The sequence below is a fragment of the Arthrobacter ginkgonis genome, assembly GCF_039540195.1.
Taxonomy (GTDB): Bacteria; Actinomycetota; Actinomycetes; order Actinomycetales; family Micrococcaceae; genus Zafaria; species Zafaria ginkgonis.
Genome location: NZ_BAABEO010000024.1, coordinates 1 through 22,816, shown reverse-complemented (window position 1 = coordinate 22,816; position 22,816 = coordinate 1). Strand labels below are relative to the sequence as shown.

Here is a 22,816-nt window from a genome sequence, read left to right as displayed (position 1 = left end):
ACGGCAGCACCAGCGCTTCCCGCGGGCAGAGACGGCCATGATGCGGTTTCTTGCCAAGAGGACGGCGACCCTGGGGGTCTCCGTCCTTTTGGCGTCTTTCCTGGTCTTCCTCATCCCGTACGTCACCCCCGGCGATCCCGCCCGGAAGATCATCCGCTCCCGGGTCTCCGGCGAGGTCGTGGACGAATCCACCGTGCAGGCCCTGACGCTCCAGTTGGGGATCGGCGATCCGCTGTGGATGCAGTACCTGCGGTGGCTGGGCCGCTTCGGCAGCGGCGACATGGGCCTGTCCTACACCAGCCGCACCCCCGTCGTCGAGCAGGTACTGCCCGCCCTGTGGATCACCCTCAGCATGGTCGTTGCGACCCTCGCCGCCGCGGCCCTGGTCTCCATCGTCCTCGGGACGGTCGCCGCCCTGCGGGAGGGACGCCTTGCCGACCGCGCCATCACCACGGTGACGCAGGCCTTCATCGCGATCCCGGAATATTGGCTCGCGCCGATGCTCGTGCTGGTCTTCGCCCTGAAACTGTCAGTGCTGCCGTCCGCGGGGTGGGAGGGCCCAGCCTCCGCGGTCCTGCCCGTCACCGTGCTCGCGCTGCGGCCGATAAGCCACTTCACCTCGGCGGTGCGCGAGGGGGTGCTCGACGCACTGGGGGCCGAGCACGTTGTTGCGGCCCGCAGCCGCGGGCTGGGCTACCGGCAAACGGTGCTGAAGCACGTGCTCCCCAACGGGATGCTGCCCCTGACGACCCTGGTGGCGGTGTGGTTCGCCGGGCTGCTGGGCGGATCGGTCATCGTGGAGGTCATCTTCGCGATCCCCGGCATGGGCCGGCTGCTCTACGACGCGGTCCTCAACAGCGACATCCCCCTGGCCCAGGGAGGCGTCGTCGTGGTGGTGGGGCTCGCCGTCGTGCTGACGACGGCGGCCGACCTGGTCCACAGGGTCCTGAACCCCCGGCTCAGGGGGCACCATGCGTAACCGGCCGGTCCACGTGCTCGTTGCGGCAGCGATCCTGGCCCTGATCGTGCTCGCCGTGGCTCTCTCCCCCTGGATCACCCCCTATCCCCCCGCCGCGCAGGACCTTACCGCCAGGCTCTCCCCGGCCAGCGGAGCCCACTGGCTGGGCACCGACCACCTGGGCCGGGATACCCTCAGCCGGCTGCTCGAGGGAGGGCGGTTCTCCCTCACGATCGCGGCCCTGGCCACGGTGCTCACCGGGGTGATCGGAACCGCGATCGGCGTGGCCAGCGCCCGCCGCCGGGGCTGGCTCGACGAATTTTTCACCCGGACCAACGACGTTTTCCTTGCGCTGCCGGAGATGGTGCTGGCCCTGTTCCTGGTCGCCATGATGGGAAGCGGCTACCCGTCCCTGCTGCTGGCCCTGACCGTGACCGGCTGGACGCCCTTCGCCCGGTTGGCCCGGGCGATGGCCTACGACGTCTCGGCCCGCGGATTCATCGAGGCCGCCCGCGTGGTCGGATGCACGCCCCGGTTCATCGTCCTGCGGCACATCCTGCCGCACCTCGCCGGGCCGATGCTGGCCCAAGCCACCCTCCGGTTCGGGCAGCTGCTGATCAGCGTCGGGGCGCTCTCCTACCTTGGGCTTGGGGTCCAGCCGCCGCAGTCGGACTGGGGCTCCATGCTGGCCGCGGCGCAGCCCTTCGCCCTGCGCTCGCCACTGACGATCCTCGCCCCCGGCCTGGCCATCTTCGCCGTCGCCCTGTGCGTCACCCTCATCGGCCAGCATCTGGCACGCAGGACCGGGAGCCCCGTGATGCCGGCAGCGCCTGCACGGGAGGCGCAGAATGCCTGACGGCCTGGCCATCGAACAACTGAATCTCAGCGGAGGGTCACCTTCGGCCGCCCCTGCCCGCAAAAAGGCGGGCTTGGGCGACGCCGCCTCCCACCCCCTCCTCGCCGGCGTCGACCTCACCGTCGCCCCGGGCGAATTCGTGGCCCTGGTCGGCGCCTCCGGAAGCGGCAAGACGCTGACGGCGCTGTCCGTGCTGGGCCTGCTGCCCCCCAACCTGCGCCTCGGGTCCGGGACGATCCGGCTCGGCGGGACGGACCTCAGGACGGCCGGCGAGGCGGAGCTCAACCGCGTGCGCGGCGGCAGGATCGGCATGCTCTTCCAGCAGCCCAAACGGATGTTCAACCCCCGGCGGACCATCGCCAGCCACCTGCTGGAACCGCTCAGGCTCCACGCCGGCCTGCGGGGCAGGGAGGCCAGGGCGCGGGCGGTCGACCTGCTGGCGGAGGTCGGCCTCCCGGACCCGGACCACTGCGCCAAGGCCTACCCCCACCAGCTCTCCGGGGGCATGGCCCAGCGGGCCATGCTGGCGGTCGCCTTGGCCGGCCAGCCCGAGCTGCTGCTGGCCGACGAGCCGACCTCGGCCCTCGACAAGGTCCTTGAGCGCCAGATCCTGGAACTGATCGACGGGCAGCGGCGGCAACGCGGACTGGGCGTCCTCTACATCACGCACGACCTGGCCACCGTCGCCGCGTTCGCCGACCGCGTCGTGGTCATGGAGGCAGGACAGGTCAAGGAGTCCGGACCGGCCGCGACCGTCCTGGGCTCTCCACAAAGCGACTGCACCCGGCAGCTCCTGGCGGCATCCGCCCTGGTTCCCGGGCCGAAGTCCGTCCCCGCCGGCCGGGAGCGCACCGTCCTGGCCTTCGGGGGCGCCACGAAACGCTTCGCCCCGGCCAAGCGTGGCCGGCGTCCGGCCCTGGAGCAGGTCTCGCTCACCGTCCGGGAAGGCGAGATCCTCGGCGTCCTGGGCCAATCGGGCTCCGGGAAGAGCACCCTGGCCCGGCTCGCCGTCGGCCTCGAGTCCCCGGACAGCGGCAGCGTCACCCGGTACACGGGGGACGGTTCCGCCGGCACGGCGGGCACCGACGTGCAGCTGGTCTTCCAGGAGCCGCACGACGCCTTCGACCCGCGCATGAAGCTGCGCACCAGCCTGGAAGCCCCCCTGCTGCGGCGGCGTGATCTCACGCCGGAGGACCGCGAAAGCCGCATCCGCCACGTCCTGCAGGAAGTGGAACTGGGCCCGGGGCTGCTGGACAGGTACCCCGGCCAATGCTCCGGAGGCCAGCTGCAAAGGCTCACGATTGCCCGCGCGCTCCTGCTGGAACCCGCGGTGCTGATCTGCGACGAGGCCACCTCCGCCCTGGACGCGGTCACCCAACGCAAGGTCCTGGACCTGCTGCTGCGCCTGCAGAACGAGCACCGGATGTCCCTGGTCATGATCTCCCACGACATGAACGTCATCCGCTACATGAGCCACCGGGTCGCCGTCCTCTTTGAAGGCGCGCTGGTGGAACTGGCGGAAACCGAGGAGTTCTTCACGAATCCGCAGCACCAGCACAGCAAGGAACTGGCGGCAGCATCGCTCCCCCACCGGCGGGGCGCGACGGCGGGCCACCGCCCGGCCAGTGATCCGTCCGCCTCCGGGACCCAGGAGCTCATCGATGCCGTTCCGCCACTACCGGCCTGAAACGCGCACCCTCCTGGGTGCCCAACTGGTTTTCAACCTCGGCTTCTACGCCGTGGTCCCCTTCCTGGCCGGGGCCATGGGCACGGACTACGGGATGGATGCCGCCGCGATCGGCCTGGTGCTCGGGGCACGTACCTTCAGCCAACAGGGGATGTTCCTGGCCGGCGGCCTGCTGGCCGACCGGTGGGGTTCCCGCCGGGCGATCCTCACCGGGTGCCTGGTCCGCATCCTCGGCTACGCCACCTTGGCGGCGGCCTCCGACTTCACCCTGTTCCTCCTCGGCGCGGTCCTCACCGGCGCCGGAGGCGCCCTGTTCTCGCCCGCCCTGGAGTCCCAGCTCTCCCAGGCCGACCGGCCGGTCGACGACGGCGAACCGGCCTGCGGAAAGAAGGGCAAACGCTCGGTGTTCGTCTGGCTGGCGATCACCGGAGAGATCGGCGCCGTGCTGGGCCCGGTGCTGGGTTCGGCCCTGCTGGGGTGGGGCTTCGACGCCGCGCTGGCGGCGGGAATCGCGGTCTTCACCGCCGTCACGATCCTGCTCTGGTACCGCCTCCCCGCCGCGGCGGCCCGCGGAAAGGCCCCGCAGGCGGAGGCGGAGAACCCCGGGCGCACCGGCGCCCGCCCCGCCCTCGCATGCCTGGGTGACCGGCGCTTCGTGATGTTCTGCGTGCTCGCCGGCGTGAACATGCTGGCCTACAACCAGCTCTACTTCGCGGTCCCGGTCGAATTGGGCCGGCGGGGCCTGGACGGCGCCTGGCTGGGCGCCCTCTTCCTGCTGGCTTCGGCCCTGACCCTGCTCTTGCAACTGCCGGCCGCGGCGGTGGCCCAGCGCCTGGGTCCCGGGCGTACCCTGTCTGCCGGCTTCGTGCTGCTCGCCGCCGCGTTTGCCGTTGCCGCCACGACCTCAGTGCACGCCGGTTCTTCGGGCACTTCACTGGTGCCGCTGGCGGTCACCGTGGCGGTATTGATCCTGGGCCGCATGCTCCTCACGCCCACCATCCTGTCCCTGATCCCGGCATTCGTCCCGACTGAAGGGCCGGCCCCGGGGCGGGGCGCCTACTTCGGATTGGCGGCCACCTGCGGCGGCATCGCCGTGCTGGTGGGCAACGCCCTGCTGGGCTGGCTGCTGGACCTGACCGATCGGCACCACTGGTGGCCCGGCACCCCATGGGTGCCGCTGGTCCTGCTCGCCGTGCTGGCCGCCGCGGCGCTGCCGGCGGTGCTGCGGAGCCACCGCACCAGCAGGCCCACGGACACCTCCGCCACCCCGAGTCTGTCCGGAAGGACCCCTGGACGCGCTAACGGGTAAGGCGTTCAGCGGAGGGCTCCCCCGCTACGTCCTTCGAATCAGCCGAGTCTTCCGTCTCCGCCGAGCGGCGGCGCAGGTACAGGCGGAGCATGGCTACCGCGGAGATGATCGACCAGCAGATGTTGATGGTCACGGAGGGCCAGGATTCGATGTGGTACGCGTGGAAGCCCAGGGCGGTGGACCCGACCCAGTTGGCCATTTGGAAGAGGTACCCGTTCGGGATCCATCCCAGGGAGAAGAGGGCGTAGCCGGCAAGTACCGACACTGCTCCAACCCAGCCGCAGATTTCGGCCAATTGATCCATGGGGAATTCTCCTTCTCTCATGCGCCGCGCCTGCGGCCCGCAGCCCGCCGGGTGGCGTGCTGCGGGTCGCAGGCTCATTGGGGGAGGCGGTTTCCGGCCACCTGCGACGACGGCAGTTGCCTCAGTGCCCCGCAAGCGGGTCCCTGGAGGCGTAGTTTTTATTGGGTGGCGGGCCTGCCTCAGACCTTGGCGTCCTCTTCCACCGACGGTCGGGCCACCAGGAGCATCGTTGATGTATCGATGCGCTCATTCGTGTCTTGGCCGTAGACAAGCTCGGCCGCTTCTTCCCGGCTGCTCACCACCGGCACGGACCCCAGCAGGGGACGTCCGCCGGATTCGCGCATCTTGATCGTGGCGAAGACGGCCACCGCGGAGAAGAACATGACGTAGATGGCCGGCGCATAGGAGTTGCCGGTGTACTCGACCAGCAGCTGGCTCACCAGGGGCGTGGTTCCACCGAAGATCGAGATGGCGATGTTGTGGGTGAAGCCGACGCCGCCGTAGCGCGAGGCCGTGGGGAACAGCTCCGACATGGCACAACCCGTCAGCGCAAGGAAGAAGGCGCTGGGGAGCGAGACCATGAACAGGGCCAGGTACAGCGCCCACAGGGTGCCCACGTGCATCAGCGCGAAGGCCGGCAGAAGCAGGATGAGGTTGCCGACCGCGGCAATGGCGTAGATGGGGCGGCGTCCGATCCGGTCCGACCACCGCGCCACGAGCGGCACCAGAAGCGCCTGGAGGAGGAGGATCACGACCGTGGCCACCGCCGTGTGCACCGTGGCCACGCTCAACTGGGTTTCCAGATAGGTGGGCATGTAGCTGGTCAGCGTGTAGGACGACGTCCCGTCGGCGGCAATCAGCGCGATGCCGACGAGGATCTGCGGCCAGTACAGCCGGAGGATGTTCGGCAGGTTTTGCCGGACGAAGAGGGGATTGACGTCGTCGCCCTCCGCCTTCTCCTGCGCCAGTTCGAAACTCGGGGACTCCGGGATGCGGCTGCGGAGCGAGATCGCGAGGAGGCCCAGCGGAAGGGCCAGCAGGAACGGGATCCGCCAGCCGCCGTCGAGCATCGCCGACTCGCCCCACAGGGAGGTCGTGACCATGGTGGTCACGGCAACCACGGCGGCGCCCGCCGCGAATCCCAGCTGCGAACCGGTGTTCAGCAGCGCCGTCCAGAACCCTCGATGACGGTCGGGAGAGAACTCGGCGACGTACGTTGCCGCCCCCGAGTACTCGCCACCCGTGGAGAACCCCTGGAGCATCTTCAGCAGATACAAAGGCACGATCACCCACAGGCCCACCTGGGAGGCCGTCGGGAGCAGCCCGATGATGGTCGTGGCCGTGGCCATAAGCGCCATGGTGAAGAAGAGCACCTTGCGGCGGCCGATCCTGTCCCCCAGGGGGCCCAGGATCATGCCGCCGAGGGGCCGAACGATGAAGGAGACGGCAAAGCCGAGCAGCGTGACCAGCAGGCCCGTGCGCTGGTCCATGCCTTCCGTGAAGACGGAAGTCATGGTGAGGGCCAGATAGCCGTAGATGCCGATGTCGTACCACTCGATGAAGTTGCCGACACCAGCACCGATCTGTGCCTTGCGCAGTTCCCGCTGGTCCACGATGATGCAGTCGTCCATCCGCAGGCGGCGGGTGGTCTTGGGAAGCGCTGGGCGTTCTTTTCTGGGTTGTTCGGACATCGCTGTCCCTCTTTCCTGTTCACGGCAAGCGTGGCCGGTGGGGGCACACCGCCAGCGGGACGCTCGAGGCGTCCGTTCTTGCTAGAGCGAAGCCGCGCGACGCGCGTTTTGGAGATGGATGATGCACTGGCGCACGAGCCTAGGGTTCAGGCCGGTGCGGCGTGCGATGAGTGGCGAGTGCCGAGGGTTCGCCTCGACCCCTTCGTGATCGACCGCCGTGGAAACCCGTTGCAGGGCCCAGATGGGCGGAACGTGCCGCCTTTGTTCCGCTGCGACAGTCATGCCGGCACAAGGCCCAGCCGGGGAAGCCTCAGGCATCGGTCGCCGCATACCCGCCCAGGCCTTCGACCCCGGCGCAGGCCGTCCAGATTCCGTCGAGGCCAAACTTCCCGCGGATCGGCAGGTTCGTCGTCGGGAAACCCGGCTCGCGCCCCCGGGCATCGCCGTGCTCGACGATGCCGTGAAGGATGTCAATCATTGGTCTTCCTCATGCTCGTGGCGCTTCGTCTCAGGGAGCGAGAACGCCGTTGACCCGGCGCGGAGCATCGAGCGGGTTGCCGTCCTGCAGCTCGGCGGGGAGCAAATGCTGCGGGAAGTTCTGGAACGCCACGGGACGGAGGAACCGCGCGATTGCGGCCGTTCCCACGGAGGTCGATCCGGGCACCGTCGTGGCCGGGTACGGCCCGCCGTGCTGCTGGGCAAAGGTGACCGAAACTCCGGTGGGCCACTGGTTCCACAGCAGCCGTCCGGCCTTCTCCACCAGCACCGCAACGAGGTCCTGCACCTGGCTTCCCCGCTCGGCCTGCAGGGTCGCCGTGAGCTGGCCTTCGAACGTCTTCGCCACCTCGACGAGCTGCTCTTCGCCCTGGTACTCGATGACGAAGGCCGCCGGACCGAAGCACTCCTCCTCCAGCGTCCGCGGGTCGGCCAGCAGCTGCTCCACGCTCGCGGACAGAAGGACGGGGGCGGGGGAACCCGCTTCGGCCGGGACGGTGTTGAGGACGCGAACCCCGTCCGCCGCGCTCAGGGAGCCCAGGACGTGGTCGAATCCTGCCTGGATCCTGGCGTTCAGCATGGGTCCCACGGAGGGCAGCGTTGCGTGCTGAAGGGCCTTGAGCATGCCGGACCCCTGGGGAACGAAGATCATGCCCGGCTTGGTGCAGAACTGTCCCGAGCCGAGGGTGATGGACTCAAGGAAGCCTGTGACGATTTCCTCCCCGCGCGCCTGGGCGGCGTCGCGGGTGACAAACACCGGGTTGTTGCTTCCCAGCTCCCCGTAGAACGGGATGGGGTCCGGACGGCTGTTCGCCAGGTCCATGAGTGCCCGGCCACCCGGAATGGATCCGGTGAATCCGGCGGCCTTGATCCTGCCGTCCTGCAGGACCGCCGTTCCGGCGGCGCGGCCGAACACGACGTTGATCAGGTTCGCGTCCATTCCCGCGGATTCGAGCGCTTCCTGCGCCACCTGCGCCGTCAGCGCGGACAGGCGGAGGTGCCCCTCGTGGGCCTTGACGACGACGGCGTTTCCGGCGGCGAGCGCGGAGGCGGTGTCGCCGCCGAGCACGGAGAAGGCGAACGGGAAGTTGCTCGCCGCGAACACCGCGACGGGGCCGATCGGCCGCAGGGACCGGCGGAGGTCCGGACGCGGGGCGCCCATGGGCCACTCGGGATCGGCGTGGTCGATGCGCGCGTCGAGGTATCCGCCCTCGCGCAGGACGTCGCCGAACAGCCGCAGCTGGAAGGAGGTGCGCTTGAGTTCGCCGCGCAGCCGCCCCTCGGGCAGGTGCGTCTCCTCGGCCGCGACCGCCACGAGGCGGTCCGCCGCTTCTTCCAGCGCGTCGGCGACGCGGTCCAGGATGCCGGCGCGAGCTGCCGGCGAGGTGTTTGACCACGTGGCATGGGCCGCGGCGGCCGCGGCGAGGATTTCCTCGGTGCGCTCGGCCGACGTTTCCTGCACGTCGATGGGAGTGGTCGTCATCTCGGTAATTTTCCCTTCAGAATGATTCACGGACATGAACCCCGAGGAAGCCTCACCGGATGGGCCAGGCGATGCTCCTAGCCCGAAGGGTTCATGCGTTGCTGCACTCGTTCTGCAGCGGCGATCAGGCGAGCCGGCAGCTCGCCCTGCTGTTCTTTGGTTTCCAGGCGGCGCCGGGGACCCACCACGGACACGGCGCCGACCAGCGCGCCCACGGAGTCCCGCACCGGGGCAGCGAAGGCGAGGATGCCTTCCTCAAGCTCCTCCACCGTGCTGGCCCAGCCCCGCTCGCGCACGGCCTTCAGCTCGCGAGCCAGATCCTCGTAGTCCGTGATCGTGAACTCGGTCAGGGCCTCGAGGCGTTCCCTGGTCGCGAGCCGAACCTGGTCCGGGGTGAGCTCGGCGAGCAGGATCTTCCCGGTGGCGGAGGCGTGGTGGGGCCACCGCATGCCGTGCATCTCCGACATGGTCATCCCGAGCAGGCGGGGCGAGGACTGCAGCACCAGGTCCAATTCGTAGAGCCCGTGCCTGAGACTGAAGGTCACGGTCTCGCCGAGGTCGTCGGCAAGCGCATCCAGCTCATCCTTGATGCGCGGGACCAGGCCGACCGCCGGGTTGACGGACTGGGCGATGCGGGCGAGGTCCCATCCCAGGGAGTACAGCGTGTCCTGGCGATCGACGATCCCTTCCTCCTCCAGGGTCATCAGGAGGCGGAAAGTCGTGGCTCGGGGAAGGTCGATCTTCCTGGCGATGTCGGTGACCGTCAGGGGGGTTCCCGAGGCCGCCAGCGCGCGCAGTACCTGGACCGCTCGCGTCACCGATCGATTGGCTGCTGTTCCCTTCTGGGGTGGTTCCTGCCTGCTGCTCATGTTCCGCTCAAGGCCTTTCGAGTAGTGGTCTACTCAGCCTAGTGCCCAGCGTTGTAGTCGAAGCTGACTTCTCCCCACCCTTCGAAGCGGCCGGTGATGCGCGTGCCGGGGAGCATCTTGGCCGCCGCCAGGCAGCTGCCGGGAAGGATGAGCTGTCCCGCCGGCAACGTGATGTCGTATTCGGCGATGCGCCTGCACAGCCACGCAAGGGCGGAGACCGGGCTGCCATAGATGGCCGAGGTGTTCCCCTCGGCGACCACCTCGTCGTCGAAGGTGATGACCCCGGGAGTGTCGGAGAGGTTCACCTCGCTCAGACGCCGCGGCTGGCCGCCGAGGATGACGCCGCCGGTGGATCCGCTGTCGGCCAGGGTGTCGAAGATGCCGATCTTCCAGTCGCGCACGCGGGAGTCGATGATCTCCAGCGCCGGCACCACGAAGTCCGTGGCGGCGATGATGTCCGTGGCCGTGACGTGCGGGCCGCCGACCTCGCGCTTGAGCACAAACGCCGGCTCGAGTTCCACGTACGGTTCGATGAACTCGTCCGCGGAGATGGGGAGGTTCTCGGGATAGAACTGGCTGGCGAGGAGGTACCCGTAATCGGGCTCGTCGACGCCGAACTTCGCCTGCATCGCCTTGGCGATGTTTCCCAGCTTGAACCCCGCGATGCTGTCGCCCGCGGCCACCTGGCGGCGAACGACCTCCTGCTGGACGCGGAAGGCGTCGGCGACGGTGGGGGCGTCCTCGTCCCTGATCAGGACGTCGACCGGGTTTCGCGTCGACTTCGCGTCCAGGATCCGGGAGGCGGTTTCAATGATGTTGATGGGCATGTCAGTCGGCCTTTCGGCGCTTGGAGCGCTGGTCACCGAGGTGCCAGATGCTGATGGATGAAAGCATTTCGCGGGGGTCCCAGACAACGGCTTCAGCGGTGATGACGCCGTCGTGGTGGCTGATGAACGACGCGCCGCTCACCGTGACCTCCCGGCCGGTGGGGGGAACCCCCATGAAGTCGCCCGTGTGCCGGCCCGTGCTCTCCCAGTGGATCGCCACGAGGTCGTCATTCTCGATGGCCCGCAGCACGCGGACGTCGAAGTCGCTGAAGGCCCGGTGGGACTCCTCGATCTGCCGCACGACCTCGGTCAGTCCTTCCTGGCCCGACTTGGACTCCCGCACGTAGTCGGGGGCCACCAGCTGCTCAAAGGCAGCGGTGTCGCCCTCGCCCCAGGCCTTGGTCCACGCGTCCGTGACGCGCTCAAGCATGTTCGTCATTTCACTTGGCCTCTCCGGTCGGAGCGGGCGTCGGCCAGAGGGTGAACTCACCGAACTTGCCGCCGCGGAACATCAGCGCTTCCCCTTCGCCGGGGACGAGTTCCTCGATGGCGCCCACGATCATGTAGTGGTCGCCTGCGACGACCTCGGAGAGGACCTCGCAGTCGATCCACGCGGTGGCGCCGGCAATGCGGGGCGTGCCGATGGGGCTCTCCTCGTACTCCACTCCCTGGAACTTCTCGTCGCCCTTACGGGACAGGGCCCGGCAGACCGGCAGCTGTTCGGTGGAGAGGATGTTGGCGGTGAACCGGCCGAGGGAACGCAGCGTCGGCCACGTGCTGGAGGACTTGTCGACGCAGAAGGTCACCAGCGGCGGGTCGAGGGACAGGGACTGGAACGTTCCGACCACGAAGCCACGCGGGGTGCCCTCGGAGGTCAGGCCGGTGATCGCGGTGACTCCCGTGGGCAGGGCACCAAAGACCTGGCGCTGCAGCGCCGGATCGATGTCCTGGGAATCCGAGGTAACGATGACGGACATTGGGTTTCCTTACTTTGCCTGAGAAGCGAGGGACTGGTGGTAGGCAGCGCCCGGGTGGTCGGCGGCCAGTCGCGGCTGGCCGGCGCCGAACAGGTTTTCACGCAAGGTGTTGCCCTCGTAGCTGCTGCGCATGACACCACGGGCCTGCAGCTCGGGAGCGACGTAGCGGGCGAAGTCCTCGATGTCGCGGAACTTCAGTGCGTGCGCGATGTTGAAGCCGTCGACGCCGGTCTCCTCGATCCAGGAGACGAGCTCGTTGGCCACGGTCTCCGGTCCCCCGACGATCACCGGCGAGGTTCCGCCGACGCCGTTGAACTCGGCGATGTCGCGCGGGGTCCAGCGCTTTTGGGGGTCGATCTTGGTGAAGAAGTTGACCATGGTCTGGCCGGCGTTGGTCTCCACGTCCTCGAAGGGCTGGTCGGGGTCGAACTGGGCCATGTCGAGGCCGGTCCAGCCGCTGTAGCGGGCCATGGCGCCGTCGTAGTTCACGTGCCCCAGGTACTCCTGGTACTTCGCCTGCGCCTCCTCGTCGGTGGGAGCGCTGATGACCGTGATCATCTGCAGCACGGCGATGTGGGACGGGTCGCGTCCGACCTCGACGGCCTTGGCGCGCAGCGCGTCGATCTGCTTCTTGAGCCCGGCCTTGGTGGCGGAGTTCATGAAAACCGCCTCGGCGGTCTTTGCTGCCAGCTCGACCCCGCGGGGGGATCCGCCGGCCTGGAAGATCACCGGGGTGCGCTGGGGGGACGGCTCGCAGAGGAAGATGCCCGGGACGGAAAAGTGCTTGCCCTCGTGGTGGATCTCGTGGACGCGGGCCGGATCGACGTAGGTGCAGGTTTCCTTGTCGCGGACGACGGCGTCGTCGTCCCAAGAGGCTTCCCAAAGCTTGAGGGCGACGTCGATGAACTCCTCGGCGATCTCGTAGCGGTCGTCGTGTGCGGTCAGCGACTTCCCCCGGTTGCGGGCGGCGCTGTCGGAGTAGGAGGTGACGACGTTCCACCCGATGCGGCCCTCGGTGAGGTGGTCAAGGGTCGCGAACTTCCGGGCCAGCGAATACGGGAGGTCGTACGCGGTCGAGGAAGTGACGCCGAAGCCGAGGTGGCGGGTGGCGGCGGCCATGGCGGGAATCAGGTAGGCCGGATCGTTCGCCGGGATCTGCGCCGCATCGCGCAGGGCTCCGTCGACGCTGCCGTGGTACTTGTCGTGGTATCCGTCGTTGTCGGCAAAAAAGATGCCGTCGAAGCCCGCACGCTCCAGCAGCTGCGCGTACTCAACCCACCGGCGCAGGTCCTTGTACTGCGCCGAGCCGTCGTTCTCGTGCCTCCACAGGCCGGCGGAAAGGTGCGCCGGTCCACTGAAATCGAACGCGAACACCTTCATTTGCTTCGTCATGCCACTTCCTTGCCCCGTGTTCACTAGGTGAACGGTATATCTATCTAGTGGTCACTAGGTTAGGGTGGTACACGCCACATCGTCAAGGACCCCGCTCGGAGGGGTAGCTGACCAGTCGTGATTCGCCTGGCCAAGATGCTCGGGGGTTCGGCGGCGGCTACATCCCGCAAGAAAGGAAGATAACCGTGAAGATTCATGGAGAGACGAGCAGGCCCAGCCCGCTCAAGGCGCCGTCCCTCGACCTTGTGGAACGCGGGCGCCGGGGAGTATGGATCGGCCTGCCGGAAGCGGCCTCCATTGAGCTCATCTGCGCCGAGGGACCCGACTGGATCGGCATCGACGGACAGCACGGGCAGGCCGAACTGTCCGACCTGCTCGGAATGGTTGACGCGGCCAACGTCTTCGGCGTCCCGGCCATCGTTCGCGTCCCCGGGCACGACGCCGGCTGGGCGGGACGGGTGATCGATTCCGGCGCCCAGGGGATCATCTTCCCCACGGTCGAGGACGGGGAGACGGCGGCCCGGCTCGTTTCGGCCTGCCGCTTCGCACCCCGCGGCAACCGCAGCTACGGGCCCACCCGGCGCTCCCCCCGGTACGCGAAGACGGTCCCCGGCGTGCGGGCGGACGATCCGCTGGCCATCCTGATGGTGGAGACGCGGACCGGCTACGAGAACCTCGACGCCATCCTGGCCGCCGAGCCCGATGGCATTTTCATCGGACCCTACGACCTCTCCCTGAGCCTCGGCGTCGACTTCGATGCCCTTCTCGTCAGCGATCCGGACGGGATCCTCCGGGATGTCGCCCAAAGGTGCGCCGACGCCGGAGTTGCCGCCGGCATCTACACCGGTTCCATCGACCTTTCCCTGGGGCCGATCGGCTGGGGCTACAGCTTCATGCCCATCACCTCGGACTACTCTCTGCTCTCCACGGCCACCCGGGGCGTCCTGGCCGACTTCGAGCGGGCAGGCGTGAACGCGTAGCCATGGCCCCGCCGGCGGTTCCCCGGGAAAGGGGAACCACCGGCGGTTCCTTTTCCCAATACGACTTATCTACGGTGCGGACTTATGAATCTGGAGAACAAGATTGCCCTCGTTACCGGCGGCGGGCGTGGGATCGGGCGCGGAATCGTCGAGCGCTTCCTGGAAGAGGGAGCCCGCGTTGCGATCGTGCAGCGCAGCGCAGTGGACCAGGATTTGCGGGAGGACCCCCGCGTGATGGGCGTGCCCGCCGACCTGGCGAACGTTTCGAACTTCGCCCGGATCGTTGAGCGGGTCGCGCGCCACTGGGGCGGGCTGGACATCCTCGTGAACAACGCGGGCATCATGTTCGAACGCAGCGTCTCGGAGATCACCGAGGCCGAATGGAACCTGATGACCGCCACCAACCTGCGGGCGCCGCTTTTCCTGTGCCAGGCCGCCCTCCCCCACCTGCGCCAACGGCCAGGCGCCAGCATCATCAACATCGGTTCCATCGAAGGCATCGGGGCCAACCCCGACCACACCGCCTACAGCGCCACCAAGGCCGGCCTGCACGGCATGACCCGCGCCTTGGCGGTCGACCTGGGGGCGGACGGCATCCGCTGCAACGCGATCGCTCCGGGATGGATCGCCTCCGACTTGAGCGAGGCGTACCTGGAATCCTTCGGGGATCCGGGGGAGGCCCGGCGCTCCCTGAACCGCCTGCACCCCGTCGGCCGCGTGGGCCAGGGCGCGGATATCGGGGACGTGGCAGTGTTCCTCGCCAGCGACCAGTCCCGGTTCATGACCGGCGAAACGCTGGTGGTGGACGGCGGCAGGACCGTCAAACTCCCGCTTCCCCGGTAGGCCCCACTCCCCTTCCGAAATGCGCTCCGGCCCCGGCTGGCCGCGCGCCGTCTTGCCATACCTAGAACCGCTATGGTTCGATGCCTTGGAGATCTAGGTATGGGAGGCGCGATGCGCATCGACAAGGACCTGGTCGCCGCTTCGGCCACCCCCCTGGTGCTGGGGATCCTGGTGGAGGGCGACCTGTACGGCTACGCGATCATCAAGCGCGTGAGCGAACTGTCCGGCGGCGGCATGCAATGGACCGACGGAATGCTCTACCCGCTGCTGCACCGGCTGGAGCGGCTCGGCTACGTGTCCTCCTCGTGGGGCACGTCCGAGGCCGGACGCCGGCGCAAGCACTACGCGATCACGCCGGCGGGCCGGAAGGCCCTCGCCGACCGGCAGGAACAGTGGACCGTCGTTGCCGATGCGCTGAAGCAGGTGTGGCAGGCCGTGCCCCGCCCTGCCGCCGCGGCCGAGGGGTGGGCGTGATGGAGCTGTCCACGGAGCTGGAGACCCAGATCGGCCGGTGGCGCGGATACCTCCAGCGGCACCAGGCGATCTCCCCCGCCGATTTGGACGAGCTGGAGGACCACCTGCGCGAACAGATCGCCGACCGCCGGGCGACCGGGCTCGACGAGGAGGAGGCCTTCCTCGTCGCAATCAAGCGCATCGGCAACCTCGACGCCGTCTCGCGCGAGTTCGCCCGCGAGCACTCCGACCGGCTGTGGAAGCAGCTCGTGCTCGTGCCGGAGGAGCCCGACGGCGGCGGCGCGCCGTCCTGGCGCGAACTCGCGGTGGTCCTCGCGCTCGCCGTGGGGGCGGGCGTGGCGGTCAAGGCCGGCCTGGCCTGGATGGGCGGGGACGGGGCGCTGGCGCGCAACGCCGGCCTGCTCGTTTTCCCGTTCCTTGCCGCGTACTTCGCCTGGAAGCGCAGGCTCACCGCGCGCGTGGGGGCTGCGCTGCTCGTCCCCTTCGCCGCGCTGGCGGTGGTGCTCAACGCCTACCCGTTCGTCCCCGGCGGCTCCACCGAGCTGCTCGCCGCCCTGCACGCACCGGTTGTCCTGTGGCTGGTGGTCGGGGTGGCCTACGCCGGAGGCAGGTGGCGCTCCGACAGCCGCCGCATGGACTTCGTCCGGTTCACCGGCGAGCTCGCGATCTACTACACGCTCCTGGCCCTGGGCGGGGCCGTCCTGGTCGGGCTGACGTTCGGGGCGCTCCAGGCCGTCGGAATCGACCTGGAACCGGTGCTGGAGGACTGGATCCTGCCCTTTGCCGTCCCCGGGGCGCTCGTCGTCGCCGCCTGGCTCGTCGAGGCCAAGCAGAACGTCGTCGAAAACATCGCCCCCGTTCTCACGCGCGTCTTCACGCCCCTGACGATCCTGATGCTCGTCTCCCTTCTGGCCGTGCTGGCGGCCTCGGGCGGCCTGATCGACGTCGACCGGGGCCTGCTGATCCTCATGGACGCCATCCTGGTGCTGGTCCTGTGCCTGCTGCTCTACTCGATTTCAGCCCGCGACTCGCTCGCGCCTCCCGGGCTGTTCGACGTGCTGCAGCTGGTCCTCGTCGGCGCGGCCCTCGCGGTCGACGCGGTGATGCTGACCGCCATGCTGACCCGGATCGCCGAGTTCGGCTTCAGCCCCAACAAGATCGCGGCGCTGGGCCTGAACCTGCTGCTGCTGGTGCACCTCGTCCGGGCCGCCTGGCTGACCGTGGGGTTCGTGCGCGGGCGCCGCCCCTTCGCCGCCGTCGAGCGCTGGCAGACACGCTACCTGCCGGTCTACGGCGCCTGGGCCGCCGCCGTCGTCGTGGTCTTCCCGCCGGTCTTCGGCTTCATCTAGGGCGGCACGCCGGACGGTCCACTCAGCCGCCTTCGACGGAGCCCACCAGCAGGGCCGTTCCGGTGAAGGGCGGCAGGGAGATGTAAAAGCTGTGCAGGTCGTCAACGGTGCCGATCTTTTCGCCGCTGAAGGCATCCGTGATGGCCTCGTCGTTGGGAATCAGGGGCGAGTTGACGGAGCCGGCGACGTCTTCCGGCGAGAAGTTGAGGACGGTGATTTGCAGCTGCCCCGAGGGAAGGCGATGGACCATAACAAGCAGTCCGCGGTGGGAAACGTCAGGGACGTCGATGAGCTCGCTTCTGGCGATGCCCAGATCCTCCCTCACCTTGAGGATGCGGGCAAGCTGGGAGGCGAAGGAATGCTCGTCCATCAGCTGCTCGGGCAGCGTTGCATAGAGGTTCTGGCCCTTGGGAAGCGCCGCGTCCGCCGACTCTCCCGCGGTCGCATTTCCCATAAGGTCGTGGCGGCCGCGGTTGATCCAGCGCGTGTCGCCCTTCCCGACCAGTTCCGAAACCTGGTCCCGTTCAAGCGGCAGCACTCCGCAGAGATCCCATCCGGAAAGGGCAAAGACTCCGGGCTGCAGGGCGTTGTACATGGCCAGCAGCAGATGGACGTCGCGAACCTGCCGCTTCTGCTCGGCGGTGATCGCCGGCAGGTCCTTGATGCCGAGGACGGCGGTGATCACGCTCGCCGTGGTGCAGGCGATGCCGTTGGTGGTGAACAGGAGGTTGTAAGGCGCCGCCTGCCCGGTGATGCCCTTCCTCAGGTCGTTCTGGATCTTGTCCGCGACCTCCAGCCCGGTCATGGAAAGCCCGCCCAGCTCGAAGACATCGTCCCTGTGCTTCGTCGTGAAGTGGACGAGCTCATAGGTGAGTTCATCGTGATTCTGCAGGGCGTGGACGAGCGATGCTTGGTCCACTCCGGCATCCATGGCCAGGCGCAGGGTCAGCCGGAGGAAGTGGGTGTCCGCCGTCACCAGCGCATGGTGGTAGGCGGGCCGGGTCACGAAGTCGTAGGACAGGTCCGGACCTCTTTCCGAGGTGGCCCTGATGTCGTCGATGCTCAGATTCAGTTCCTGGAACGTGAAGCCGCCGACCTTTCGGACCATGCCGCCCAACAGCTGATTGGCCGCCTCAGAGAGGGGGTGGCCTTCGGACCACGCGGGGCTTTCCTCGGCGCTCTTCTCCACGCCCAGGAAACCATTGGCGTCCAGTCGGAGGGCACCGGTCCCCAGGTCGACCAGGGAGTGCAGGGCGTCGCCCATGACAAGGCGTATTCCGGCGAAGGTCGGGTCGAGCCAGTTGATCGAGGGCTGGCCGGACTTGAAATAGTGCAGGTAGACCCACCTGCGCAGCATGCCGGTGGTGTCATAGACGGGCCGGGTCGCGCTCCAGTTGGTTTCCTTGACGCCGGGCTCGTAGAAGATGACCCGCTGCAGCTGTCCGATGATGTATCCGGCCTCCTGCAAGGCGCTTTCGGTCCGGGCGTCGATGTTGACCGAGTCTTCGCCTTCGGGGACGTCGGGCAGGAGGTGCCAGTCGGCTTCGGGGATGTCGATCATGTGGTAGATCCCCGGATAGTCGCGGTAGTTCATTTCCGCTAGCCGGAAATCCGCGCCCTTGCCGGTGTGGCCCGGGACGATGTCGTCGATGATGGTGCCGCCGTGCGCCTGCGCGGCCTCGCACATCGCCCTGAACTCCTCGACGGTGCCGAAGGAGGGGTCGATTGCCATGCTGATGCGGTCGAAGTGGCCGTCGATGCTGGGCGTGTGCTTCCATCCGTCCAGCCCGCCGGCCCGCTTCACGGGGCCCGTGTGGATGGCCTTGATTCCGATGCGCTGGAACGCTTCCCACATGCCCCGATCCCCCAGCGCCGCCAGGAAGGACTGTTCGGGCTTCGTGATGAAGGACAAGGGGTAGGCGGTGAACCAGACCGACGCTTTTTCCACCGCCGCCCGCGGGTTCGGGAAGGCGTACGGGTTCTGCCACATGCTGGCCTGGCCGGAGAGTTGGCGGGCCAGGACATCGGCATCGCCGAGCATCGATTGGTTGCGCAGCCATTCGATGTAGACCTTGTTGCGTCCATCCGCCTGGAACGGCGGCTGACCCGCGATGTGTTCCCTGCGGCGGGCCGTTGGCCGAAGGGGCCGCGGCCGGGCCGGGTAGAACTGCTCGTCGAAGGTGATGTCCAGGGCATGCGAGGGAGCTGGCTCGGAGTCCGGCGACTCGGCGGCATCCTCTGGCTGCTCGTCCAGATTCTCGGATCCGGTCAGGTCGGTCATGGTGGATTCCCCTCTTGCCGTGTCCAGCTGGTTCCTCTATTACAACCCGAGATAGCTCTTTTACAACCCCAGATAACCCGCCCCGTCCTTTACGGACCGCGGGGACGGACGCGCTGCCGAAGTCCGTGACTCCGGCGCGCCCCTCAAGATGATCACGTGCGGCACATGCGGTGCAAGCAGAGACATTGGCGAATCAATGCCCCGGCCAGGAGCGCAGCCTTCCCCGGTTTCGTCCGCCGGGTCCAGCCGTTCGGGGTTCAGTCGTCCATGGAATCGCTCAAGCGGCGGCGCTGGCGGTCCCGCCTGCTGTAGGTCGCCTCGCGGATGGCTTCGTCGCTGTCGAAGTTGGAGCCCAGGGCCCCTGCCACGGTCCCCAGCGAGGCCGCCAGCCAGGACAGGCGCGCATAGAGCAGCAGATCCACCGGGTGCCCGACCTCCGCTTCCAGGTAGCCGGCGTCGATGACCGCCAGCGACCCGAGCAGCAACACCAGGAACAGGACTACGTACATCAGCCCAACGCTTAGTACCACGGTCACGACCGTGGCGGAGTTGTCCAGGCTCGCCCGGGCCGAGGCTTCCGGCCCTTGGCTTCGGCTCCACAATCCGTTGTGCACGATGAGCCACGCACCGAGCGCGCCGACCGCCACGAGGCTGATCAAAGCCAGCCGCCACAGGGGCAGCACGTCGGCCATGTTCCACATGGTGGTGTAGAAGATGCCGAAGGCGCCGGTCGCGGCCGCCGTGGCCATGCACGTGGACAGGGCGGAAAGCAGCCTGCCCGGCCTGTTGTTGCGGACCATTCCCGCCAGCAGGCGGAACCGGCCCAGCCCACCGGAGAGGACCACGTAGGAAACGTTCCCCGGCTCTTGCTGGTGTTGGACCTTCGGCGCGCGCAGGGGCGTCTTGCCCGGTGGCGGGGAGTGCCTGGTGCCCGCGTGCAGGGACCCGAGCGCGGCCAGCAAGAGCTCTTGGGTTGCGGCGGCCACCCGCCACGCCCCGAGCGCCGGCATGGAAACCAGGACCGCCTGCCCTTCCAGGCTGGACTCGGAGACCATGACCTTGCCGTTATGCGAGCGGGGCAGATCCGTCAGGTACACCACGTAGTCCCACCGGTTCTCCGTCCTCAGTTTCGCGGCCTGCTCGAGCAAGGGGATGTACCCCTCCTCCGTCAGGGGCAGGGCTCCCTGCACCGCCTCGACGTCCCAGCGGCAGTCGGGATCGACCAGGCGCCGCAATTCGCCGGCCAATCCGCCGGCGATCGACCTGGCGGTCGCCTCGGGCAGCCCCGGATCGGCCAGGATGCCCACGAGCAGGGCACGCGGGCCATCGTCCTCGACCACGTCTTTCCTCCTCCCGGGCCTCCTCACGGCCCCGCCATCGATCTGCACCCCCATCCACACTATGCACGGCTCCGGGCGTTGGGCAGGGCGCGGGCGGGCCTGCCCAACGCGCGCAAAGGCCGAACAGGACGGCGCTCGCCGCGGGCCCCTCGCCCGGCTAGGCTGGGCCGAGAATCGTGGCAGCAAGCGCGGGACGACCGTCGGTTGCCCCGCGAACCATCAAGAGCGACCCTGGGAGGCTCCGATGCCCAGCAGTGATTCTTTTTCCCGAGACACACAAACCACCCCCGAACCCGACGACGCCCAGAAACCCGAGGCGCCCACCCAGATCGACAAACCGTCGTGGAAGTACATTTTTAGGCGGACCTTCCGCGAATTCTCCAACGACTACTGCACGGACCTGGCGGCCGCGCTGACCTTCTTTGGCGTCCTCTCGCTGTTCCCGGCGCTTCTGGCCCTGATGTCCTTGCTCGGCATCATTGGCCAGGCCGAGCAGACCACGCAGCTCCTGCTGCAGGTCATCGAACGCATCGCCAGTACGGAAGTCGTCGAGACGCTGCGGCCGCCGATCCAGCAGCTGGCCTCGTCTCCCGCGGCCGGCTTCACGTTCGTCATCGGCCTCGCGGGCGCCATCTGGTCCGCCTCGGGATACGTGGGAGCGTTTGGCCGGGCCATGAACCGGATCTACGAGATCGAGGAGGGCAGGCCCTTCTACAAACTGCGCCCCATCATGCTCGCGGTCACCATCACCCTGCTCCTGGTTGCGCTGGTCATGGCAGTCCTGCTGGTCGTTTCCGGCCCGCTGGCCCAGGCCATCGGAGATGTGGTGGGCTTGGGTGAAACCGCCTTGGTGGTGTGGAACATCGCCAAGTGGCCCCTCCTGCTGGTCCTCGCCATCCTCCTGATCGCCGTGCTGTACTACGCCACTCCCAACGTGCGGCAGCCGAAATTCAGGTGGATAAGCCTCGGGGCCGTCATCGCCATCGTCGTGCTGGCGGTGGCCACCCTGGGGTTCTTCTTCTACGTCTCCAACTTCGGTAACTACAACAAGACCTACGGAACCATCGGCGGCATGATCGTGTTGCTGCTGTGGATCTGGATCGCGAACATCTCGCTCCTCTTCGGCGCCGAGTTCGACGCCGAAATGGAACGGGGGCGGCAGCTCCAGGGCGGGATCGAGGCCGAGGAAAACCTGCAGCTGCCTCCCCGCGACACCAAGGCCAGCGACAAGAAAAACGACAAGGAGCAGCAGGATATCGAGGAAGGGCGCAGGCTGCGCGAAGAGTACGACCAAAACTCCTAGCCCGACGTCCCGGGGCTTTCCCTCAATCCCCTGCGCCCCGACGCGTGGTGGACCCGCCCGCGCCCGAGAGACCGTAGGATCACGACATGGAAGCTGCACGCAGGTTCGAATCGATCGTCATCATTTTCAACCCGAACAGCACGGGCGACGCGCCCGAACTCGCGGAGCAACTGAAGGGCCGGCTGGCCGAACTCCTTTCCTATCCGGTGGAGATCAGGCTGCAGCCCACCGAACATGCGGGGCACGCCGTCGACTTGGCCCGGGAGGCGGCGTCGGGCGGCGGCCGCGTCCTGGTCGTGTCGGTCAGTGGCGACGGCGGGTACAACGAGGTGGTCAACGGGGTCATGCAGAGCGGCAATAGCGACGCCGTCTGCGCCGTCATGGCCGCCGGGAACGCCAACGACCACCGGCGCACGGTGGGCACCAAGCCCCTGGAGGAGGCCATCGCCGAGGGCCGTGTACGCCATATCGACCTGTTGCGGATCGATACGGGTGCCGGGGAAGAATCCGGCGGCGCTTATGCGCACTCGTACATCGGCTTCGGCCTGACCCCCGTGGTCGCGGTCGACCTGGAAAAGGGCAGCAAGGGCTCGATGAAGGAAATGCTCACCGTGGTGCGGACCTTCTCCAAGTTCGAGCCCTTTGAAATCAAGCATGAAGGCGGGAAGCGCCGCAAGCTCGACAGCCTGATCTTCGCGAACATCCCCGAGATGGCGAAGTACGCCACGCTCAGTGAGGCCGACGAGCAGCCCCGCGACGGGAAGTTCGAGGTCATCCTCTTCCCGCACATGTCCAAGTGGCGGATCCTGCTGCTCGCGGCGCGGGCCGCAACGAAGGGCCTGGGAGACCAGCCCAGCGTCAGCCGCTACGAATTCACCACCCTCGACCCGATGCCGTACCAGATCGACGGCGAGGTGAAGTCGGTCTCCGCCAATACCGCCGTCCGCATCCGGAGCGTTCCCCGGGCCTTGGCCACGATCGGGTAGGCGCAGCCGGCCTTTCCTAGACGGTGGCCGGCCACCGGTGCCAGGTGCTCAGTTCCCCCACGTCCTCAAACGGTCCGTCGTCGCCGCGGATGAAGGCTTCGACCTTCTCCTTGGCGATGTCGTCGTTGTATTGCTCGGGCGGGGATTTCATGAAGTAGGAGGAGGCGGAGAGGATGGGTCCGCCGATGCCGCGGTCCAGGGCGATCTTGGCCGCGCGGACGGCGTCGATGATCACGCCGGCGGAGTTGGGGGAGTCCCAGACCTCGAGCTTGTATTCCAGGGACACGGGGGCGTCGCCGAAGTTGCGGCCCTCCAGGCGCACGAAGGCCCACTTGCGGTCGTCGAGCCAGGAGACGTAGTCGGAGGGTCCGATGTGCACGTCGTCGGCGTGCAGGTTGGCCTCGACGTTGGA

21 protein-coding genes and 1 pseudogene are annotated in these 22,816 nt (G+C 68.0%); 10 read left to right on the top strand and 12 right to left on the bottom strand.

What is annotated here, in order from left to right:
• Nucleotides 1–37: 37 nt before the first annotated feature.
• The 4 genes from ABD912_RS17880 to ABD912_RS17865 are packed head-to-tail and all read left to right on the top strand — an operon-like array spanning nt 38 to nt 4,810.
• Entirely contained in the window at nt 38–979 is a 942-nt protein-coding gene (locus ABD912_RS17880; RefSeq protein WP_345152960.1) for an ABC transporter permease, read from the top strand.
• Nucleotides 972–1,814 (top strand): ABC transporter permease, encoded by an 843-nt coding sequence (locus ABD912_RS17875; RefSeq protein ID WP_345152959.1) that lies wholly within the window; start codon nt 972–974, stop codon nt 1,812–1,814. Before ABD912_RS17880 ends, ABD912_RS17875 begins: the two co-directional genes overlap by 8 nt.
• Entirely contained in the window at nt 1,807–3,501 is a 1,695-nt protein-coding gene (gene nikE / locus ABD912_RS17870) for an ABC transporter ATP-binding protein (protein WP_345152958.1), read from the top strand. The genes ABD912_RS17875 and nikE overlap by 8 nt, the downstream gene beginning before the upstream one ends.
• Nucleotides 3,476–4,810 (top strand): MFS transporter, encoded by a 1,335-nt coding sequence (locus ABD912_RS17865; RefSeq protein ID WP_345152957.1) that lies wholly within the window; start codon nt 3,476–3,478, stop codon nt 4,808–4,810. The genes nikE and ABD912_RS17865 overlap by 26 nt, the downstream gene beginning before the upstream one ends.
• Here ABD912_RS17865 and ABD912_RS17860 read toward each other — a convergent pair.
• The 9 genes from ABD912_RS17860 to ABD912_RS17820 form a co-directional block, all read right to left on the bottom strand.
• Nucleotides 4,800–5,114 (bottom strand): CBU_0592 family membrane protein, encoded by a 315-nt coding sequence (locus tag ABD912_RS17860; RefSeq protein WP_345152955.1) that lies wholly within the window; start codon nt 5,112–5,114, stop codon nt 4,800–4,802. The genes ABD912_RS17865 and ABD912_RS17860 overlap by 11 nt on opposite strands.
• A gap of 179 nt (nt 5,115–5,293) precedes the next feature.
• The gene (locus ABD912_RS17855; RefSeq protein WP_345152954.1) at nt 5,294–6,805 is read right to left on the bottom strand and encodes an MFS transporter; all 1,512 of its coding nucleotides are present in this window, start codon (nt 6,803–6,805) and stop codon (nt 5,294–5,296) included.
• Nucleotides 6,806–7,115: 310 nt separating this feature from the next.
• Nucleotides 7,116–7,283 carry a riboflavin kinase gene (locus tag ABD912_RS17850; protein WP_345152953.1) on the bottom strand — a complete coding sequence of 56 codons (168 nt, stop codon included), beginning with the start codon at nt 7,281–7,283 and terminating at the stop codon, nt 7,116–7,118.
• A gap of 30 nt (nt 7,284–7,313) precedes the next feature.
• On the bottom strand, nt 7,314–8,783 hold the full coding sequence (locus tag ABD912_RS17845; RefSeq protein WP_345152952.1) for an aldehyde dehydrogenase (NADP(+)): 1,470 nt from the start codon (nt 8,781–8,783) through the stop codon (nt 7,314–7,316).
• Between the two features lie 77 nt (nt 8,784–8,860).
• Complete coding sequence (locus tag ABD912_RS17840) at nt 8,861–9,601, bottom strand: IclR family transcriptional regulator (RefSeq protein WP_345152950.1); 741 nt, start codon at nt 9,599–9,601, stop codon at nt 8,861–8,863.
• 89 nt (nt 9,602–9,690) lie between these two features.
• Nucleotides 9,691–10,479, bottom strand: coding sequence for a 2-keto-4-pentenoate hydratase (locus ABD912_RS17835; protein ID WP_345152949.1), 789 nt, complete (start codon nt 10,477–10,479; stop codon nt 9,691–9,693).
• A 1-nt stretch (nt 10,480) separates the two neighbouring features.
• A complete protein-coding gene (locus ABD912_RS17830; protein ID WP_345152948.1) occupies nt 10,481–10,918 on the bottom strand; it encodes an ester cyclase in 438 nt (145 codons plus the stop codon).
• A gap of 1 nt (nt 10,919) precedes the next feature.
• On the bottom strand, nt 10,920–11,456 hold the full coding sequence (locus ABD912_RS17825) for a flavin reductase family protein (RefSeq protein WP_345152947.1): 537 nt from the start codon (nt 11,454–11,456) through the stop codon (nt 10,920–10,922).
• A gap of 9 nt (nt 11,457–11,465) precedes the next feature.
• Nucleotides 11,466–12,848: an LLM class flavin-dependent oxidoreductase gene (locus ABD912_RS17820; protein WP_345152945.1), complete on the bottom strand. Its 1,383-nt coding sequence runs from the start codon at nt 12,846–12,848 to the stop codon at nt 11,466–11,468.
• Nucleotides 12,849–13,033: 185 nt separating this feature from the next.
• On the opposite strand from ABD912_RS17820, the gene ABD912_RS17815 reads away from it, so the two are divergent.
• The 4 genes from ABD912_RS17815 (at nt 13,034) to ABD912_RS17800 (ending at nt 16,494) form a co-directional block, all read left to right on the top strand.
• A complete protein-coding gene (locus tag ABD912_RS17815; protein WP_345152942.1) occupies nt 13,034–13,828 on the top strand; it encodes an HpcH/HpaI aldolase family protein in 795 nt (264 codons plus the stop codon).
• 84 nt (nt 13,829–13,912) lie between these two features.
• Entirely contained in the window at nt 13,913–14,671 is a 759-nt protein-coding gene (locus ABD912_RS17810) for an SDR family NAD(P)-dependent oxidoreductase (protein ID WP_345152940.1), read from the top strand.
• Nucleotides 14,672–14,782: 111 nt separating this feature from the next.
• On the top strand, nt 14,783–15,145 hold the full coding sequence (locus ABD912_RS17805; protein WP_345152938.1) for a PadR family transcriptional regulator: 363 nt from the start codon (nt 14,783–14,785) through the stop codon (nt 15,143–15,145).
• The gene (locus tag ABD912_RS17800) at nt 15,145–16,494 is read left to right on the top strand and encodes a permease prefix domain 1-containing protein (RefSeq protein ID WP_345152935.1); all 1,350 of its coding nucleotides are present in this window, start codon (nt 15,145–15,147) and stop codon (nt 16,492–16,494) included. Before ABD912_RS17805 ends, ABD912_RS17800 begins: the two co-directional genes overlap by 1 nt.
• Before the next feature lie 22 nt (nt 16,495–16,516).
• On the opposite strand, the gene treS is transcribed toward ABD912_RS17800, so the two are convergent.
• A complete protein-coding gene (gene treS / locus ABD912_RS17795; protein WP_345152933.1) occupies nt 16,517–18,775 on the bottom strand; it encodes a maltose alpha-D-glucosyltransferase in 2,259 nt (752 codons plus the stop codon).
• 257 nt (nt 18,776–19,032) lie between these two features.
• Nucleotides 19,033–20,115: a hypothetical protein gene (locus ABD912_RS17790; RefSeq protein ID WP_345152930.1), complete on the bottom strand. Its 1,083-nt coding sequence runs from the start codon at nt 20,113–20,115 to the stop codon at nt 19,033–19,035.
• Between the two features lie 244 nt (nt 20,116–20,359).
• On the opposite strand from ABD912_RS17790, the gene ABD912_RS17785 reads away from it, so the two are divergent.
• Both ABD912_RS17785 and ABD912_RS17780 read left to right on the top strand, forming a co-directional pair.
• A complete protein-coding gene (locus ABD912_RS17785; protein WP_345152927.1) occupies nt 20,360–21,418 on the top strand; it encodes a YihY/virulence factor BrkB family protein in 1,059 nt (352 codons plus the stop codon).
• Between the two features lie 86 nt (nt 21,419–21,504).
• Complete coding sequence (locus ABD912_RS17780) at nt 21,505–22,404, top strand: diacylglycerol/lipid kinase family protein (RefSeq protein ID WP_345152924.1); 900 nt, start codon at nt 21,505–21,507, stop codon at nt 22,402–22,404.
• A 16-nt stretch (nt 22,405–22,420) separates the two neighbouring features.
• Here the strand turns inward: ABD912_RS17780 and ABD912_RS17775 are convergent.
• Nucleotides 22,421–22,816: pseudogene (locus tag ABD912_RS17775) on the bottom strand (hypothetical protein); the annotation flags it as partial.

Excerpts from the sequence above, each read along its gene's own strand:
- ABD912_RS17810 (WP_345152940.1), top strand. The coding sequence starts at position 13,913 with ATGAATCTGGAGAACAAGATTGCCCTCGTTACCGGCGGCGGGCGTGGG.
- ABD912_RS17820 (WP_345152945.1), bottom strand. The coding sequence starts at position 12,848 with ATGACGAAGCAAATGAAGGTGTTCGCGTTCGATTTCAGTGGACCGGCG.
- ABD912_RS17855 (WP_345152954.1), bottom strand. The coding sequence starts at position 6,805 with ATGTCCGAACAACCCAGAAAAGAACGCCCAGCGCTTCCCAAGACCACC.
- ABD912_RS17800 (WP_345152935.1), top strand. The coding sequence starts at position 15,145 with ATGGAGCTGTCCACGGAGCTGGAGACCCAGATCGGCCGGTGGCGCGGA.
- ABD912_RS17785 (WP_345152927.1), top strand. The coding sequence starts at position 20,360 with ATGCCCAGCAGTGATTCTTTTTCCCGAGACACACAAACCACCCCCGAA.
- ABD912_RS17875 (WP_345152959.1), top strand. The coding sequence starts at position 972 with ATGCGTAACCGGCCGGTCCACGTGCTCGTTGCGGCAGCGATCCTGGCC.
- nikE (WP_345152958.1), top strand. The coding sequence starts at position 1,807 with ATGCCTGACGGCCTGGCCATCGAACAACTGAATCTCAGCGGAGGGTCA.
- ABD912_RS17805 (WP_345152938.1), top strand. The coding sequence starts at position 14,783 with ATGCGCATCGACAAGGACCTGGTCGCCGCTTCGGCCACCCCCCTGGTG.
- treS (WP_345152933.1), bottom strand. The coding sequence starts at position 18,775 with ATGACCGACCTGACCGGATCCGAGAATCTGGACGAGCAGCCAGAGGAT.
- ABD912_RS17880 (WP_345152960.1), top strand. The coding sequence starts at position 38 with ATGATGCGGTTTCTTGCCAAGAGGACGGCGACCCTGGGGGTCTCCGTC.
- ABD912_RS17850 (WP_345152953.1), bottom strand. The coding sequence starts at position 7,283 with ATGATTGACATCCTTCACGGCATCGTCGAGCACGGCGATGCCCGGGGG.
- ABD912_RS17835 (WP_345152949.1), bottom strand. The coding sequence starts at position 10,479 with ATGCCCATCAACATCATTGAAACCGCCTCCCGGATCCTGGACGCGAAG.
- ABD912_RS17825 (WP_345152947.1), bottom strand. The coding sequence starts at position 11,456 with ATGTCCGTCATCGTTACCTCGGATTCCCAGGACATCGATCCGGCGCTG.
- ABD912_RS17865 (WP_345152957.1), top strand. The coding sequence starts at position 3,476 with ATGCCGTTCCGCCACTACCGGCCTGAAACGCGCACCCTCCTGGGTGCC.
- ABD912_RS17830 (WP_345152948.1), bottom strand. The coding sequence starts at position 10,918 with ATGACGAACATGCTTGAGCGCGTCACGGACGCGTGGACCAAGGCCTGG.
- ABD912_RS17845 (WP_345152952.1), bottom strand. The coding sequence starts at position 8,783 with ATGACGACCACTCCCATCGACGTGCAGGAAACGTCGGCCGAGCGCACC.
- ABD912_RS17780 (WP_345152924.1), top strand. The coding sequence starts at position 21,505 with ATGGAAGCTGCACGCAGGTTCGAATCGATCGTCATCATTTTCAACCCG.
- ABD912_RS17860 (WP_345152955.1), bottom strand. The coding sequence starts at position 5,114 with ATGGATCAATTGGCCGAAATCTGCGGCTGGGTTGGAGCAGTGTCGGTA.